This is a genomic window from Serratia sp. ASV30, from assembly GCF_016428815.1.
GTDB lineage: Bacteria > Pseudomonadota > Gammaproteobacteria > Enterobacterales > Enterobacteriaceae > Chania > Chania fonticola_C.
The window spans coordinates 81,910-98,157 of sequence record NZ_JAELTL010000007.1 but is presented as its reverse complement, the minus strand read 5'-3'; the positions used below and the strand labels follow the sequence as shown (position 1 = coordinate 98,157).

11 protein-coding genes are annotated in these 16,248 nt (G+C 53.5%); 7 read left to right on the top strand and 4 right to left on the bottom strand.

Annotated elements, in window-relative coordinates; all coding sequences use genetic code 11:
* Nucleotides 1-29: 29 nt before the first annotated feature.
* From pflA to ycaO, 4 genes are all read right to left on the bottom strand, one after another.
* Entirely contained in the window at nucleotides 30-770 is a 741-nt protein-coding gene (gene pflA / locus JHD74_RS04725) for a pyruvate formate lyase 1-activating protein (RefSeq protein ID WP_024484611.1), read from the bottom strand.
* Nucleotides 771-1,080: 310 nt separating this feature from the next.
* Nucleotides 1,081-3,363, bottom strand: coding sequence for a formate C-acetyltransferase (pflB, locus tag JHD74_RS04720; protein ID WP_024484610.1), 2,283 nt, complete (start codon nucleotides 3,361-3,363; stop codon nucleotides 1,081-1,083).
* Between the two features lie 60 nt (nucleotides 3,364-3,423).
* Nucleotides 3,424-4,284 (bottom strand): formate transporter FocA, encoded by an 861-nt coding sequence (focA, locus tag JHD74_RS04715; protein WP_024484609.1) that lies wholly within the window; start codon nucleotides 4,282-4,284, stop codon nucleotides 3,424-3,426.
* Nucleotides 4,285-4,733: 449 nt separating this feature from the next.
* Complete coding sequence (ycaO, locus tag JHD74_RS04710) at nucleotides 4,734-6,497, bottom strand: 30S ribosomal protein S12 methylthiotransferase accessory factor YcaO (protein ID WP_199061836.1); 1,764 nt, start codon at nucleotides 6,495-6,497, stop codon at nucleotides 4,734-4,736.
* A gap of 148 nt (nucleotides 6,498-6,645) precedes the next feature.
* Between ycaO and ansB the strand changes: the two genes are divergently transcribed.
* From ansB to JHD74_RS04675, 7 genes are all read left to right on the top strand, one after another.
* Nucleotides 6,646-7,692 carry an L-asparaginase 2 gene (ansB, locus tag JHD74_RS04705; RefSeq protein ID WP_024529856.1) on the top strand — a complete coding sequence of 349 codons (1,047 nt, stop codon included), beginning with the start codon at nucleotides 6,646-6,648 and terminating at the stop codon, nucleotides 7,690-7,692.
* 445 nt (nucleotides 7,693-8,137) lie between these two features.
* Entirely contained in the window at nucleotides 8,138-9,223 is a 1,086-nt protein-coding gene (gene serC / locus JHD74_RS04700; protein WP_024529855.1) for a 3-phosphoserine/phosphohydroxythreonine transaminase, read from the top strand.
* Nucleotides 9,224-9,339: 116 nt separating this feature from the next.
* Entirely contained in the window at nucleotides 9,340-10,626 is a 1,287-nt protein-coding gene (gene aroA / locus JHD74_RS04695) for a 3-phosphoshikimate 1-carboxyvinyltransferase (protein ID WP_024529854.1), read from the top strand.
* Nucleotides 10,627-10,818: 192 nt separating this feature from the next.
* Nucleotides 10,819-11,508: a (d)CMP kinase gene (gene cmk / locus JHD74_RS04690; protein WP_021804920.1), complete on the top strand. Its 690-nt coding sequence runs from the start codon at nucleotides 10,819-10,821 to the stop codon at nucleotides 11,506-11,508.
* A 191-nt stretch (nucleotides 11,509-11,699) separates the two neighbouring features.
* Nucleotides 11,700-13,376 (top strand): 30S ribosomal protein S1, encoded by a 1,677-nt coding sequence (rpsA, locus tag JHD74_RS04685; RefSeq protein WP_021804919.1) that lies wholly within the window; start codon nucleotides 11,700-11,702, stop codon nucleotides 13,374-13,376.
* Nucleotides 13,377-13,438: 62 nt separating this feature from the next.
* The gene (gene ihfB, locus JHD74_RS04680; RefSeq protein WP_004928264.1) at nucleotides 13,439-13,723 is read left to right on the top strand and encodes an integration host factor subunit beta; all 285 of its coding nucleotides are present in this window, start codon (nucleotides 13,439-13,441) and stop codon (nucleotides 13,721-13,723) included.
* 231 nt (nucleotides 13,724-13,954) lie between these two features.
* Nucleotides 13,955-16,243, top strand: a complete 2,289-nt coding sequence (locus JHD74_RS04675) for a ComEC family protein (RefSeq protein WP_255519154.1) — start codon at nucleotides 13,955-13,957, stop codon at nucleotides 16,241-16,243.
* The last annotated feature ends 5 nt before the right edge of the window (nucleotides 16,244-16,248 follow it).

The window sequence follows — 16,248 nt, the reverse complement described above, 5'->3', positions numbered from 1 at the left end:
CCGGGTTTTTTGTTCGAGCAGGGAGAGGCTTAATAGATCACTTTATGGCCGTAGCTTTCCAGGATCCCCTTCACGCGATCCATGGTGTCGGCCTTCGGCGGATGGACGCCGTCCAGCTTGTATTCTTCACCCATCGCGATCCATTTGTGCTTGCCTAGCTCGTGGTAAGGCAACAGCTCGATCTTCTCGATATTGGTCATATCCTTGGTGAACTCACCGAGCAGATGCGTCGATTTATCATCATCAGACCAGCCCGGCACCACCACGTAGCGGATCCAGGTGCGTTGATTACGTTTGGCCAGATAACGGGCAAACTCCAGCGTGCGATGGTTGGAAACTCCCACCAGGTTCTGGTGAATATCGTCATTCATCTGTTTCAGATCGAGCATCACCAGGTCGGTGGTATCCAGCAGTTCATCGATCACCGGGTCGTAACGGCGGACAAAACCGTTGGTGTCCAGACAGGTGCTGATCCCTTCTTTGTGACAGGCGCGGAACCAGTCGCGAACAAATTCGGCCTGCAGGATCGCTTCGCCGCCGGACGCCGTTACGCCACCGCCGGAAGCGTTCATGAAGTGACGGTAGGCCACGGTATCGGTCATCAGCTCTTCAACCGTGACCTCTTTGCCGCCGTGGGTGTCCCAGGTATCGCGGTTATGGCAGTACAGGCAGCGCATCAGGCAACCCTGGAAGAACACGATAAAGCGGATACCTGGGCCATCAACGGTGCCACAGGATTCGAAAGAGTGGATGCGGCCTTTCAAGGACATTGCGGGTTTCTCCAAAATCGACTGTCAAACGCAGTCTAAAATAGGCTGGTAACCGCCAGGCAGGGATCAACGATGTGGCGAAAAAAGGCGCCAGGTAAAACGATTCCTGTTGGCCGGTTACGTACCGGATCACTGTTTTGCCAGATATCCATGCAGTATATACCCATCGCAGGCTAAGCAGCAGCGTAGATACCTGGCAAAACAGACTCAAGACCAGAGTCAGGGGGTAGTTAGTAAAAAGGCCGGAATATCCGGCCTTGGTAAGATTTGTTCTGCGGGGCAGAGCGATCCCGCCCCGGAGAAACCGCGATTAGATCGACTGGGTGAAAGTACGAGTAATCACGTCTTGTTGCTGTTCTTTGGTCAACGAGTTGAAGCGCACAGCGTAACCCGATACGCGGATGGTCAGCTGAGGATATTTCTCAGGGTTTTCCATCGCGTCCAGCAGCATTTCACGGTTCATCACGTTCACGTTCAGGTGCTGACCGCCTTCGATGGACGCTTCGTGGTGGAAGTAACCATCCATCAGACCCGCCAGGTTGGCTTTACGCACATCGTCATCTTTACCCAACGCGTTAGGCACGATGGAGAAGGTGTAAGAGATACCATCTTTCGCATAGGCAAACGGCAGTTTGGCTACGGAGGTCAGAGAGGCTACAGCACCTTTCTGATCGCGGCCGTGCATTGGGTTGGCACCTGGACCAAATGGAGCGCCTGCACGACGACCATCTGGGGTGTTACCGGTTTTCTTACCATAAACCACGTTAGAGGTGATGGTCAGCACGGACTGAGTTGGTACCGCATTACGGTAGGTACGCAGTTTCTGAATTTTCTTCATGAAACGTTCTACCAGGTCACATGCGATGTCATCTACGCGAGAATCGTTGTTACCGAACTGCGGATATTCACCTTCGATTTTGAAGTCGACAGCCAGGCCGTCTTCGTCACGGATGGTGGATACTTTGGCGTACTTGATGGCAGACAGGGAGTCGGCTGCTACGGACAGACCCGCGATACCACAAGCCATGGTGCGATAAACATCACGGTCATGCAGAGCCATCAGCGCAGCTTCATAGCTGTACTTGTCGTGCATGTAGTGAATGATGTTCAACGAGGTCACATACTGCTTGGCCAGCCAGTCCATGAAGTGGTCCATACGCTCCATGACTTTGTCATAGTCCAGCACGGTGTCCATCATTGGGGCTTCTTTCGGGCCAACCTGCATTTTCAGTTTTTCATCAACGCCGCCGTTGATTGCGTACAACATGGTTTTCGCCAGGTTGGCACGCGCACCGAAGAACTGCATTTGCTTACCGACAATCATCGGGCTGACGCAACAGGCGATGGCATAGTCATCGTTGTTGAAGTCTGGGCGCATCAGGTCGTCGTTTTCATACTGTACGGAGGAGGTGTCGATAGACACTTTCGCGGCGTATTTTTTGAAGTTCAACGGCAGTTTTTCAGACCACAGGATGGTCATGTTTGGCTCTGGAGATGGCCCCATGGTGTACAGCGTATTCAGGAAGCGGAAGCTGTTTTTGGTTACCAGCGTACGACCATCAACACCCATACCAGCCAGGGATTCTGTTGCCCAGATTGGGTCACCAGAGAACAGCTCATCATACTCAGGAGTACGCAGGAAGCGAACCATACGCAGTTTCATGACCAGGTGGTCGATCAGTTCTTGCGCTTGCAGTTCGGTCAGTTTACCGGCCTTGATATCGCGCTCAATGAACACGTCCAGGAAGGTAGATACGCGGCCGAAGGACATGGCTGCACCGTTCTGGGATTTCACCGCGGCCAGGTAGCCGAAGTAGGTCCACTGTACGGCTTCTTGAGCGGTGCTGGCTGGGCCAGAAATGTCGTAGCCGTATTTGGCGGCCATTTCTTTAATCTGAGCCAGGGCACGGTGCTGTTCAGCAATTTCTTCGCGCAGCTGGATGGTCATTTCCAGATCTTCGCCATTTTCCAGACGGGTCTGCAGAGACTTGAACTGGTTCAGCTTGTCGGCCATCAGGAAGTCGATACCGTACAAAGCAACGCGACGGTAGTCACCGATGATACGGCCACGGCCATACGCATCTGGCAGACCGGTCAGCACGCCAGACTTACGGCAGTTCAGGATGTCTTTGGTGTAAACATCGAATACGCCCTGGTTGTGGGTTTTGCGGTATTCGGTGAACACTTTCTTCACTTGTGGATCCAGTTCACGGCCATAAACCTTGCATGAACCTTCAACCATCTTGATGCCGCCGAATGGGATCAGCGCGCGTTTCAGAGGAGCATCGGTCTGCAAACCAACGATGGTTTCCAGATCTTTGTTGATATAGCCCGCATCATGAGAAGTCACGGTGGAGACGACGTTGGTATCGAAATCAACTGGCGCATGGGTGCGGTTTTCCAGTTTGATCCCTTCCATAACCTTGTCCCACAGAGTGGTAGTGGCTTGACTTGCGCCAGCCAGGAAGGATTCATCACCCTCGTAAGGAGTGTAGTTTTTCTGGATGAAGTCACGTACGTTGACTTCTTTCTGCCAGTCACCTTCGCTGAAACCTTGCCAAGCGGTCGCTAACTTCTCGTTAAGTTCGGTCATTATACACCTACCTTCTAATGTGGATTTCTTTGTAAACCCGGCGCCGTGCCAGCCAACAGATTAGTGATTCTGTTTGCCGCCACGCAGATAAATTACCCAGTAAGTCAACCCAACCAGAAGACCACCGCCAATGATGTTACCGATGGTGACGGGGATCAGGTTGTCGATGATAAAGTTGCTTACGGTCAGATGAGCGAATTGCTCGGGTGCTGCCCCCACGGCTTGCCAAAACTCTGGCGTGGCAAAGTGCTTAACCACTATACCCATAGGGATCATAAACATGTTGGCGATACTGTGCTCAAAGCCGCTGGCGACGAACATGGCTACCGGCAGGATCATGGCGAACATCTTGTCCATCAGGCTGCGGCCGGAGTAGCTCATCCAGACGGCCAGGCAAACCATCAGGTTAGCCAGGATACCCAGACAGACGGCTTCTATAAAGGTGTGGTGCAGTTTATGGTCGGCGGTTTGCAATACGTTCAAACCCCACAGGCCATTGGCTGCCATATACTCGCCTGAGAACCAGATCAGCGCAACGAAGAACAGGGCACCAATCAGGTTGCCAATATAGACGTTTAACCAGTTAAGAGCCAGTTGCCCCCAGGTAATACGCCCGCTGGCTTTGGCAATCACGGTCAGTACGGTGGAGGTAAACAGGTCCGCCCCGCAGACGACGACCAGCATTAACCCCATGGAGAAGCAGATACCACCCACCAGCTTGGCGAGGCCGAAAGGAATGGCGGCGGTGCCGGTGGTCGCTGTGATATAAAAAACAAAGGCGATAGAAATGAACACACCTGCGGTGATCGCTAAATAAAAAGTCGTCAGCGGATGCTTGGTGGCTTTATAAACCCCCGCATCCTCGGCAACTTTCGCCATCGCGGCAGGTAACAGCATATCGAAGGGGTTGTCAGCTCTCACACTAACTCTCGCTCTTAAGGGTTATTACAACACACTGAGATACTAGCAAAGCAGTATAGGGTAAAAATTGACTTGGATCATAACGCGCGGAAGTAAAACGGCTTAAAACCGCAAAATTAGTAGGGTTTATTGAATTATATTATTGATTTTTATATAAAAAATATTTTTTAATGTTTACGAAAAATTTTGAAGTTAACGCCATTTTGGGGTGGGGAGAGTTAAATTTTTGTACTCATTGTCGCTTTTTGATGAATAAGCATTAATTGATGGTTAATTAATATTTCACGCTGACGTAACAATTGGCGATTTAATTATCCTGTTGGCTGATAAGTGCGCTTTTGATAAAAACATTCAACGCCAAGGTTTGCCTGTTTTTTGATCGGCAACCGAATCAAGGCTGCTTCTTTGGGAGTAACGCCGGTAAGGTTCTACCGGCGTATCAATCAGGCTTATGCTTGCGCCCAGTGACGGCGTTTGGCCGTTTGCAGCTTTTCGTAAGCCGCCAACAGCGCTTGATGGGCCGGCAGGGCTTTCAATTCACTGTCGATGGCAAACAGGCCGTTGAAGCGCTCTTCGCCGCTCATAGCTGCAGAGGCCGCGTCAACCGCATCCTGACCATACATCTTCACGAAGGCCGTGTGATATTGGGCTGGGTCGCGTTCTGGCTCCAACGCCAACAGCAGCAGTGTCTGCAGGCAACGATAGTAGTTGCTGCGCTCCGGGGTAAACAGCGAGGCGTTGAACTCCTGCGTCCACTCGGCCCAGATCAGTGCCTGCTCGAGATCGCCACCGGCCAATGCCAGCATGGATTTCAGTTCGCCAACGCGCAGGGTGTACCAGGCGTTGTCTTTACCAGAGGCAATGCCCAGCAATTCACGTACGCGGGTGAAATCGTCCAACCCTTCATCATCCAACTGCTGGATCAGAGCCAGGTATTCTTCTGGCTCCCATTCGCTGCCCGGCAGTTGCAGCAGGGTTTCACGCAGGTGCGCGCCCATGCTGTTGTTTGCCAGTAGCAGGTCCTCTGCCGGATAGATGTCGGACATCCCCGGTACGATGATGCGGCAGGCGTACACGTCCAGGTGCTCGTAATCGGCGATGTACACTTCGGCATCTTCTTTATTAAAGATGCTCATCAGGGTGGCGAACTCTTCCTGCGTGCTGCCGCTGAAACTCCAGTCGACAAACGGATAGTCGGCATCCTGTTTGAACATATCCCAGGAGATCAGACCGCTGGAATCGATGAAGTGAGTTTCCAGGTTGGCGTGCTCGGCCACTTCTTCGTCGTCGAAGGTTGGGGCGGTAAACACATCCAGATCTTTCAAGCCGCGGCCTTGCAGCAGTTCGGTAACGGTACGCTCCAGCGCGACTCCGAAATCGGGGTGAGCGCCAAAGGAAGCAAAGCAGGTGCCGTTGGCGGGGTTGAACAACACCACGCAGATCACCGGATAGTTGCCACCTAACGAGGCATCATAAGAGAGGATCGGGAAGCCTTCGGCCTCCAGCTTGGCGATCGCCTCAACCACGTCAGGATAGCGGTTCAGCACTTCGCTCGGGATTTCCGGCAGGCTGATGGACTCGGCGATGATGCGGTTTTTCACATAACGCTCGAACACCTCGGAGAGACCCTGAACTCGCGCTTCGTTGGCTGTATTGCCAGCGGACATGCCGTTGGACACATACAGGTTGCCGATGATGTTCATTGGAATATAAACGGTCTGCTGATCCGATTGGCGGGTGAATGGCAGGGTGCAGATGCCACGATCGCTATTGCCAGACTGCAGATCGATCAGATCGCTGGCAGTCAATTCCTGCTCTGGATCGTAGAAGGCGTGGGTACGCTCATCCAGGATACCTTGTGGCAGCGAGTTGTCATCCGGGATCGGGAACCATTTCTCATTGGGATAGTGAACGAAATCGCCTTCGGCAATCTGTTGACCCAAATAGAAATCGGCGAAGAAATAGTTGGTCGACAGGCGCTCGAAATATTCGCCCAGCGCGGACGCCAGCGCGGCCTTCTTGCTGGCACCCTTACCGTTGGTGAAGCACAGCGGGCAATCGCGATCGCGGATATGCACTGACCAGACGTGTGGCACCGGATTCAGCCAGGAGGCTTCTTCGATATTGAAACCCAGATCGGTTAATTTCTGCTGAAAACGGGCGATGGAGTCTTCCAGCGCAGCGTCTTTGCCAGGAATAAAAGTTTGCGTCATTGTCTTCACTTATGTGGCGTACTAAAAACGCGCAATGATACGGGGTTTTGTTCCCAAGCTCCACGTATTCCTAAAGCCGATCAGATGTCACAGTAATTATGTGGATAAAGACGATAATTCAGCGGGTTATCAATAACGGAGAAACGTAATGAAATCAGTGAAACTCAGCGTGTTGGCACTACTGTTGGCCGGGGTTTGCGGCTCGGCACTGGCGTTACCTAATATCACCTTGCTGGCCACCGGCGGTACTATCGCTGGCGGTGGCGACTCGGCCACCAAGTCCAACTACACCGCAGGTAAACTGGGCGTAGAGGCATTGGTGGATGCAGTGCCAGAGTTGAAAAAGGTTGCCAACGTCCAGGGCGAGCAGGTGGTCAACATCGGTTCCCAGGATATGAATGACGAAGTCTGGCTCAAGCTGGTCAAGAAGATTAATGCGGACTGCGCCAAAACCGATGGCTTCGTGATCACTCACGGTACCGACACGCTGGAGGAGACTGCCTATTTCCTGGATCTCACCGTCAAGTGCGATAAGCCGGTAGTGATTGTAGGGGCGATGCGCCCGGCAACGGCCATGAGTGCCGATGGCCCATTTAACTTGTATAACGCCGTTGTCACAGCCGCTGACCCTCAATCGGCCAAGCGTGGTGTGCTGGTGGTGATGAATGATACGGTGCTTGATGGCCGCGACGTAACCAAAACCAATACCACCGGCGTACAGACTTTCCAGTCGCCTAACTTTGGCCCGCTGGGGTATATCCATAACGGCAAAATCGACTACCAACGTTCGCCACAGCGCAAGCACACCAGCGAAACGCCGTTTAACGTCGACCAGATGAGTACGCTGCCGACGGTCGGTATTATCTATAACTACGCCAACGCATCGGATGCGCCCGCCAAGGCGCTGATCGCCGAAGGTTATCAAGGAATTGTCAGCGCCGGGGTGGGTAACGGCAACCTGTATAAAACCGTGTTTGATACGTTGGCCACGGCGGCCCATAACGGCGTAGCGGTAGTGCGTTCTTCCCGCGTGCCTACCGGCTCCACCACCGAAGATGCGGAAGTGGATGATACTAAACTCGGTTTTGTGGCAGCTGGAACGCTGAATCCACAAAAAGCGAGAATTTTGCTGCAGCTGGCATTAACTCAAACCAAAGACGCCAAACAGATCCAGGCGATGTTTAATCAGTATTGATCCCTGACTCAAGTGGGGGCGTAATGCCCCCATTTTCCCCGCCCTGACTATGCTGTAGGAAATCTTTTTTCGCAGGAACGATTTCATGCAGGTATTTGATAGCCAAAGAATGGCATTTGACGAGACGATGGTGATGTACGTTTTTTCACCTGGTTGATGAATGGTTCGCGGCCCTGGCCCATAGCCGTGTTAGCTGAATACAGCACAAAAAACCGCGTTAACCCGCTGAATACCCCAGTGTCACAGCGTTTTATGGCATAAATAAACTCTGAGGCCGCAGAGCCTGTTATTTGCGGTCTCGCCAGTTTCCCACCCTTGGAACAATAAGCATTGCAGCCGGGTTACGTGAGTGATAAAACCGATAGAGTTGGTTAACATCAGCGTTAACTTCGGGCATATGTCGAAAGCCGGTTTTTACGGCGCACAGTGAATGTGGTGAGGGGAAATGACTCAGGTTTATAATTTTAGCTCAGGCCCGGCGATGCTGCCGGTTGAAGTGTTGCGTCGTGCGGAACAAGAACTGTGCAACTGGCACGGTCTTGGCACTTCGGTGATGGAAATCAGCCATCGCAGTAAAGAATTCATCGCCGTCGCCGAACAGTCCGAACAGGATCTGCGCGATCTGCTGAAAGTCCCCGCCAACTATAAAGTGCTGTTCTGCCACGGTGGTGCCCGCGCGCAATTCGCCGCGCTGCCACTGAACCTGTTGGGTGATAACACCACTGCCGACTATATCGATGGCGGTTACTGGGCGCACAGCGCAATCACCGAAGCGGAAAAATACTGCCAGCCGAAGGTGATCGACGTTAAAACCACCGTTGACGGCTTAAGCGGCATCAAGCCGATGAAAGAGTGGCAACTGAGCGATAACGCGGCTTACGTGCACTATTGCCCGAACGAAACCATCGACGGTGTGGCTATCGATGAAACGCCAGACTTTGGCGATAAAGTGGTGATTGGCGATTACTCTTCGACCATCCTTTCCCGCCCGTTGGACGTTAGCCGTTTCGGCGTTATCTATGCGGGCGCACAGAAAAATATTGGACCGGCTGGCCTGACGCTGGTGATCGTGCGTGATGATCTGCTGGGTAAAGCACGCCGTGAAGTCCCGTCGATCCTGGATTACACCGTGTTGGCAGAAAATGACTCGATGTTCAATACGCCGCCAACCTTCGCCTGGTATCTGTCTGGCCTGGTCTTCAAATGGCTGAAAGAGCAGGGCGGCCTGGTGGAAATGCAAAAGCGCAACCAGGCCAAGGCCGAGTTGCTGTATAGCACTATCGATCAGTCGGACTTCTACCGTAGCCGCGTGGCCATTGCCAACCGCTCCTGGATGAACGTGCCGTTCCAACTGGCCGATCCTGCACTGGATAAAGTGTTCCTGAGTGAAGCAGAAGCCATTGGCCTGCAGGCGCTGAAGGGCCACCGCGTAGTAGGCGGCATGCGTGCTTCCATCTATAATGCGATGCCGCTGGCGGGCGTGAAGACCCTGACCGACTTTATGGTCGACTTTGAACGCCGCCATGGCTGATTGCCACCGCCCGCATTGAACGGGCGGTCGTACCGCTGTTGTCCTTTTGCATTAAAGCGGCTCCGGCATTATCCCGGGGCCGTTTCGTTTATCAGATTCTGGAGAGTTTTGTTCACATGGTGGATTCCCTGACGTTACAACCGGTTGCTTTGGTCGATGGCACCGTCAACTTACCCGGCTCCAAGAGCGTATCCAATCGGGCTTTGCTACTGGCTGCGCTGGCGCGGGGAACGACCCGGCTGACCAACCTGCTGGACAGCGACGACGTGCGTCATATGCTGAATGCCTTGCAAGCGCTGGGGGTGAGTTACCAACTCTCCGACGATCGCACCACCTGTTCCGTCGAGGGCAACGCGGGTCCGTTGGTTGCCGCGCAGCCGTTGGAGCTGTTCCTCGGTAATGCCGGTACGGCAATGCGTCCATTAGCGGCGGCACTGTGCCTGGGTGAGGGCGACGTGGTGTTGACCGGCGAACCGCGCATGAAAGAGCGCCCGATTGGCCATCTGGTGGATGCTTTACGCCAGGGTGGAGCGCAAATTGATTACCTTGAACAAACCGATTATCCACCTGTGCGCCTGCGTGGCGGTTTCCGTGGCGGCGACGTCAGCGTTGACGGCAGCGTATCCAGCCAGTTCCTGACCGCCTTGCTGATGATGGCACCGTTGGCGGCCCAAGACACCGCTATCCATATTTTGGGTGAGCTGGTTTCCAAGCCTTATATCGATATTACTCTGCACCTGATGAGCACTTTCGGCGTTGAAGTTACGCACGACAACTATCGCGTGTTCCATATCCGTGGGCAGCAGACTTACCGTTCGCCAGGCGACTATCTGGTGGAGGGCGATGCCTCTTCGGCATCCTATTTCCTGGCCGCTGCGGCGATTAAGGGCGGCACCGTGCGTGTTACCGGTATCGGTAAGAAAAGCGTGCAGGGCGATACCAAATTTGCCGACGTGCTGGAAAAAATGGGCGCGCGCATCACCTGGGGCGATGACTTTATCGAGTGTAGCCGCGGCGAGCTCAAAGGCATCGATATGGACATGAACCACATTCCAGATGCGGCGATGACCATTGCCACCACCGCGCTGTTCGCGACCGGGCCGACCACCATCCGCAATATCTACAACTGGCGGGTAAAAGAAACCGACCGTCTGGCGGCGATGGCAACAGAACTGCGTAAAGTTGGCGCCGAGGTTGATGAAGGTGAGGATTATATTCACGTCGTGCCGCCAAGCAAGCTGCAGTTTGCCGAGATTGGTACCTACAACGATCACCGCATGGCGATGTGCTTCTCGCTGGTGGCGCTCTCCGATACACCGGTGACCATTCTGGATCCGAAGTGTACCGCCAAGACCTTCCCAGACTATTTTGAGCAGTTGGCGCGTATCAGCCAGTTGGCCTAATATTCTCCATATCCGTTATCGATGGGCCTCGTTTGAGGCCTTTTTTACGCATTGGTGGCCATCTTTTCGGCAATCAGACAGTTCGCGGTAACAGTAAACTCCACAGGCGCGTATAATACGCCCCCGAATCTGCTCCTACTTGGGCAGAGAGCAGGCGTGTTCCTGTGAGGTTTCTACCTGAAGGAGAGAGAAATGACGGCTACAGTTCCGGTGATAACCGTTGATGGACCAAGTGGTGCGGGCAAAGGCACGTTGTGCAAGGCGCTGGCAGAATCCCTTGGTTGGCGTTTGCTGGATTCCGGCGCGATTTATCGCGTACTGGCCCTGGCAGCGTTGCACCATCAGGTGGATATCACCTCTGAAGAGGCGTTAGTCCCCTTGGCCGCCCATCTCGACGTCCGCTTTGTTGCTCAGGACGGCAAGCTGCAGGTTATTTTGGAAGGTGAGGACGTCAGTAATGAGATCCGCACCGAAACCGTTGGCAATACGGCTTCGCAAACGGCCGCATTCCCACGGGTTCGTGAGGCGCTGCTGCGCCGCCAACGCGCATTTCGCGAGGCCCCGGGCCTGATCGCCGATGGCCGTGACATGGGTACGGTAGTGTTCCCGGATGCGCCGGTTAAAATTTTCCTTGACGCCAGTTCCGAAGAGCGTGCGCATCGTCGCATGCTACAGTTGCAGGAAAAGGGCTTTAATGTTAACTTTGAACGTCTTTTAGCCGAGATAAAGGAACGGGATGACCGTGACCGTAATCGGGCTATTGCGCCACTGGTACCGGCTCTCGATGCCCTCGTGTTGGATTCTACCAGCATGTCGATCGAGGAAGTGATCCAGCGGGCGTTGGCATATGCACATGAAGTTTTGGCGTTGCCGCAGCAATAAGCGCGGCGGCGTTTTTAGCTTTTTGTTATATTTGTCATCGTACTGCATAGCAGTAACTGAATATATCGGGTAAAATTTTACCCCTGTAACCTAAACCTTGTCGGCAGGAAGCCAATGGCAAGGTATGTGAAACAACCCCATTCGGCGGGACGCTAAATGGACGTTAAACTATAGAACCCTGAAGATTAAACATGACTGAATCTTTCGCTCAACTCTTTGAAGAATCCCTGAAAACAATCGAAACCCGTCCGGGTTCCATCGTTCGTGGTGTTGTTGTTGCTATCGATAAAGATGTCGTACTGGTTGACGCCGGTCTGAAATCTGAATCTGCCATCCCGGCTGAGCAATTCAAAAACGCCCAGGGCGAGCTGGAAATCCAGGTTGGTGACGAAGTTGACGTTGCGCTGGACGCTGTTGAAGATGGCTTCGGTGAAACTCTGCTGTCCCGTGAGAAAGCTAAGCGTCACGAAGCTTGGATCACGCTGGAAAAAGCTTACGAAGAAGCTGAAACTGTCGTCGGTGTTATCAACGGCAAAGTTAAGGGTGGCTTCACTGTAGAGCTGAACGGTATTCGTGCGTTCCTGCCAGGTTCCCTGGTTGACGTGCGTCCAGTTCGCGACACTCTGCACCTGGAAGGCAAAGAGCTTGAGTTCAAAGTCATCAAGCTGGATCAGAAGCGCAACAACGTTGTTGTTTCTCGTCGTGCAGTAATCGAATCTGAAAACAGCGCAGAGCGCGATCAACTGCTGGAAAACCTGCAGGAAGGCATGGAAGTTAAAGGTATCGTTAAGAACCTCACTGACTACGGTGCATTCGTGGATCTGGGCGGCGTTGACGGCCTGCTGCACATCACTGACATGGCTTGGAAACGCGTTAAGCACCCAAGCGAAATTGTCAACGTGGGCGACGAAATCACTGTCAAGGTGCTGAAGTTCGACCGCGAGCGTACTCGTGTATCTCTGGGCCTGAAGCAACTGGGCGAAGATCCATGGGTTGCTATCGCTAAACGTTACCCAGAAGGCACCAAGCTGACTGGTCGTGTTACCAACCTGACTGATTACGGCTGCTTCGTGGAAATCGAAGAAGGCGTTGAAGGTCTGGTACACGTTTCTGAAATGGATTGGACCAACAAAAACATCCATCCGTCCAAAGTTGTTAACGTGGGCGATGTAGTGGAAGTGATGGTTCTGGACATCGATGAAGAGCGTCGTCGTATCTCCCTGGGCCTGAAGCAGTGCAAAAACAACCCATGGCAGCAATTCGCAGAAACCCACAACAAGGGCGACCGCGTTGAAGGTAAAATCAAGTCTATCACTGACTTCGGTATCTTCATCGGCCTGGACGGCGGCATCGACGGCCTGGTTCACCTGTCTGACATCTCCTGGAACGTTGCAGGCGAAGAAGCAGTTCGTGAATACAAGAAAGGCGACGAAATCGCAGCGGTGGTTCTGCAAGTTGACGCAGAGCGCGAGCGTATCTCCCTGGGCGTGAAGCAACTGGCTGAAGATCCGTTCAATAACTACCTGTCTATGAACAAGAAAGGTACTATTGTTACTGGTAAAGTCACTGCAGTTGACGCCAAAGGTGCTACAGTTGAATTAGCAGGCGGTGTAGAAGGTTACCTGCGTGCTTCTGAAGCCTCTCGCGACCGTATTGAAGACGCAACTCTGGTTCTGAACGTTGGTGACGAAGTTGAAGCTAAATTCACTGGCGTTGACCGTAAGAACCGCGTTGTAAGCCTGTCCGTCCGTGCGAAGGACGAAGCTGACGAGAAAGATGCAATTGCTACGGTTAACAACACCAAGCCGGAAGAAAGCAACTTCTCTAACGCTATGGCTGAAGCCTTCAAAGCGGCTAAAGGCGAGTAATGACGGGGGGCGGTTTCTAACCGCCCCGATACGGTAGTTTAGCTGCAAAGCTTGGAGGAACTATGACCAAGTCTGAACTTATTGAAAGACTTGCTGGCCAGCAATCTCATATTCCGGCGAAGGCCGTTGAGGATGCAGTGAAAGAGATGCTCGAACACATGGCAGCTACGCTAGCCGAGGGTGAGCGCATCGAGATCCGCGGATTCGGCAGTTTTTCTCTTCACTACCGTGCTCCGCGCGTCGGCCGTAACCCTAAAACGGGTGATAAAGTTGAGTTGGACGGCAAGTACGTTCCTCACTTCAAGCCAGGTAAAGAGTTACGTGACCGTGCCAATATCTATGGCTAGTCGCTGACCACCCATAGTGTTGTTGCTTGTAAAGAATATAAAACGGTGCCTTAGGGTGCCGTTTTTTTTCGCCTGTAAAACCTTCCATGCCTGCCAAAATTTGCGCTCCGTTACGCAGCTTTTCCTGCAAATGCCCAATAGCCAACCGATTGTTTACGACCTCCTTTCCTGAGTAGCAACCTGCAACTGGTGGTTATCCGTCTGAGAAGTCACATTTGTTGCAGGATAAACTTGGCAAGGAGCGCGGAAATCAGGATCTCACTGGATAGGGCCGCCATCGCTTTGGTGATGGGGATGCTGCCAATACTGTTTTTGCACCACTTACCGTCGTGGCCTTTATTGATGGGGCTAGCCGTCGCGGCTTTGTGGCTATGGCGATATAAACCGAATCCATGGAGTCAGACACTGTGCTGCTGCCTGCTGGGTTTTATCTACGCCACCGGCAGTGCCAGCCTGTTGATGCAGCAAGTCGCAACGTTGACGACCAGCGGCGATAAAACCGTGATTGCTTCCGTGCGTAGCATTTGGCTGAACGGAGCTGAAACGCCACAGGTGCAACTGCGTATCGAGCAGGTGAGTGGGCACGGGCTGGTGCCTGCGTTGTCCTTTACGGCAAACTGGCGCGGCGAAAAGCCCTGTGCAGGGCAACGTTGGGCGATGAAGGTTCACTTTCGCCCGGTACACAGCAGCCTGAATGAAGGGGGCTTTGACGGGCAGCGTTGGGCCATTGCTAATCGGCAACCGCTGCGTGGCTTTATACGTACCGCAACGGCACTGGATAAGGGCTGCAACTGGCGCCAGCAGATTGTCAAACGGATGGATCAATCGCTGATGCCGCTGACGCAACGGCCGGTGTTGCTGGCGCTGGCGTTTGGCGAACGGACGCTGATGAGTAATGAGCTGCGTGGGCAACTGATGAAAACCGGTGTGGCTCACCTGATGGCGATTTCTGGCCTGCATATCTCGCTGGCCGCCGCCTTTGCCTGGGGGCTGGCGCGTGGCGTGCAGTTTTTATTGCCTGCGCGATATATCGGCTACCGTTTGCCGCTGATCGTCAGTTGGTTGATGGCGCTGTGCTATGTGTGGCTGGCAGGTGGGCAACCTCCGGCAATGAGGGCCTTTATTGCCTTGTCTCTGTGGCTCTGGTTGCGCCTCAAAGGCGTTTCCTGCACTTCCTGGCAAATCTGGCTGTGGTGTATCAGCCTGCTGTTGCTGTGCGATCCTATGTCGGTGCTTTCGGACAGCTTCTGGCTCTCTGCCCTGGCGGTTGCGGCCTTAATCTTTTGGTTTGAATGGGCACCGTTGCCCAGGCGCTTCAGCACTTCTTGGGGCTGGGCACCTCTGCGTTGGCTACACATGCAACTAGGGATGACGCTGTTGCTGATGCCGTTACAATTTGGCCTGTTTCATGGCTTGAGCTGGACATCGTTACCCGCCAACCTTTGGGCTGTACCGATCGTTTCTCTGCTGTCGGTTCCGTTGATATTGTTGGCATTGATGCTGTTTTTTATTCCGCCGGTAAGCCACTGGTGTTGGCAATTGGCCGATCTTACCGTCAGTTGGGCCTTATGGCCGCTACCTGGGCTCGAGCAAGGGTGGCTACAGGTTGGGGCTGCCTTGCTGCAATTCAGCGTTCTTGGCTGGTTAGCCGTGGTTTGCTGGCGGTTTCGCTGGTGGTATCACTTTCCTGTTGGTTGTGCCGTTGTGGTGTTAGGTTGCCTGTTCTGGCGGGAAAGAACGCCGGATTATCGCTGGCGGGTCGATATGATCGACGTGGGGCACGGCCTGGCGGTAGTGATCGAGCGGGAAGGCAAGGCCGTCATCTTTGATACGGGCAACCGCTGGCAAGCCTCCAGCGCGGCAGAGCGTAATATTTTGCCATTCCTGCGCTGGCGGCAGATTTCGCTGGAGCAAATCATTATCAGCCATAGCCATCTGGATCATATCGGCGGGTTACCGATACTAGCAGCGGTGTTTCCACAGGCCAGCGTGCGTACGCCGATCGTTAACGTAGGCCACCTGCCTTGCGTACAAGGGCAACGGTGGGTATGGCGAGAGCTAAACTTTCAGGTGTTGTGGCCACCAGCACGGGTGGATTATGCCGCTAACGATGACTCCTGCGTAGTGCGTGTCGATGATGGCAAGTTCAGCCTGTTGCTGACGGGTGATATTGAACGCCGGGCCGAACAGGCGCTGCTGAAACAACGTGCGAATTTACCTAGTACTATCTTTCAGGTGCCTCATCACGGCAGCAAGACATCTTCAACGCCGCCATTTTTGCGTGCCGTTGCCCCCGAGCTGGCGTTTGCCTCGGCATCCCGCTATAACGCGTGGCGGTTACCGGCAGCAAAAATAGTCAAACGCTATCGGGAAAATCACATTCCCTGGCGTGATACGGCCCGCTCAGGGCAGCTCAGCGTGTTTTTTTATCGTCATGATTGGCAAGTTAAAGGCTTTCGCGAACAACTAAATCCACGTTGGTATCATCAGCGGTTTGGCGTTGAGGGGGATAATGAGTAGAATGG

What these genes read in the sequence shown, in the direction of transcription:
- pflA (WP_024484611.1), bottom strand. Translation starts at nt 770, where the DNA reads ATGTCCTTGAAAGGCCGCATCCACTCTTTCGAATCCTGTGGCACCGTT.
- pflB (WP_024484610.1), bottom strand. Translation starts at nt 3,363, where the DNA reads ATGACCGAACTTAACGAGAAGTTAGCGACCGCTTGGCAAGGTTTCAGC.
- ycaO (WP_199061836.1), bottom strand. Translation starts at nt 6,497, where the DNA reads ATGACGCAAACTTTTATTCCTGGCAAAGACGCTGCGCTGGAAGACTCC.
- ansB (WP_024529856.1), top strand. Translation starts at nt 6,646, where the DNA reads ATGAAATCAGTGAAACTCAGCGTGTTGGCACTACTGTTGGCCGGGGTT.
- serC (WP_024529855.1), top strand. Translation starts at nt 8,138, where the DNA reads ATGACTCAGGTTTATAATTTTAGCTCAGGCCCGGCGATGCTGCCGGTT.
- aroA (WP_024529854.1), top strand. Translation starts at nt 9,340, where the DNA reads ATGGTGGATTCCCTGACGTTACAACCGGTTGCTTTGGTCGATGGCACC.
- cmk (WP_021804920.1), top strand. Translation starts at nt 10,819, where the DNA reads ATGACGGCTACAGTTCCGGTGATAACCGTTGATGGACCAAGTGGTGCG.
- rpsA (WP_021804919.1), top strand. Translation starts at nt 11,700, where the DNA reads ATGACTGAATCTTTCGCTCAACTCTTTGAAGAATCCCTGAAAACAATC.
- ihfB (WP_004928264.1), top strand. Translation starts at nt 13,439, where the DNA reads ATGACCAAGTCTGAACTTATTGAAAGACTTGCTGGCCAGCAATCTCAT.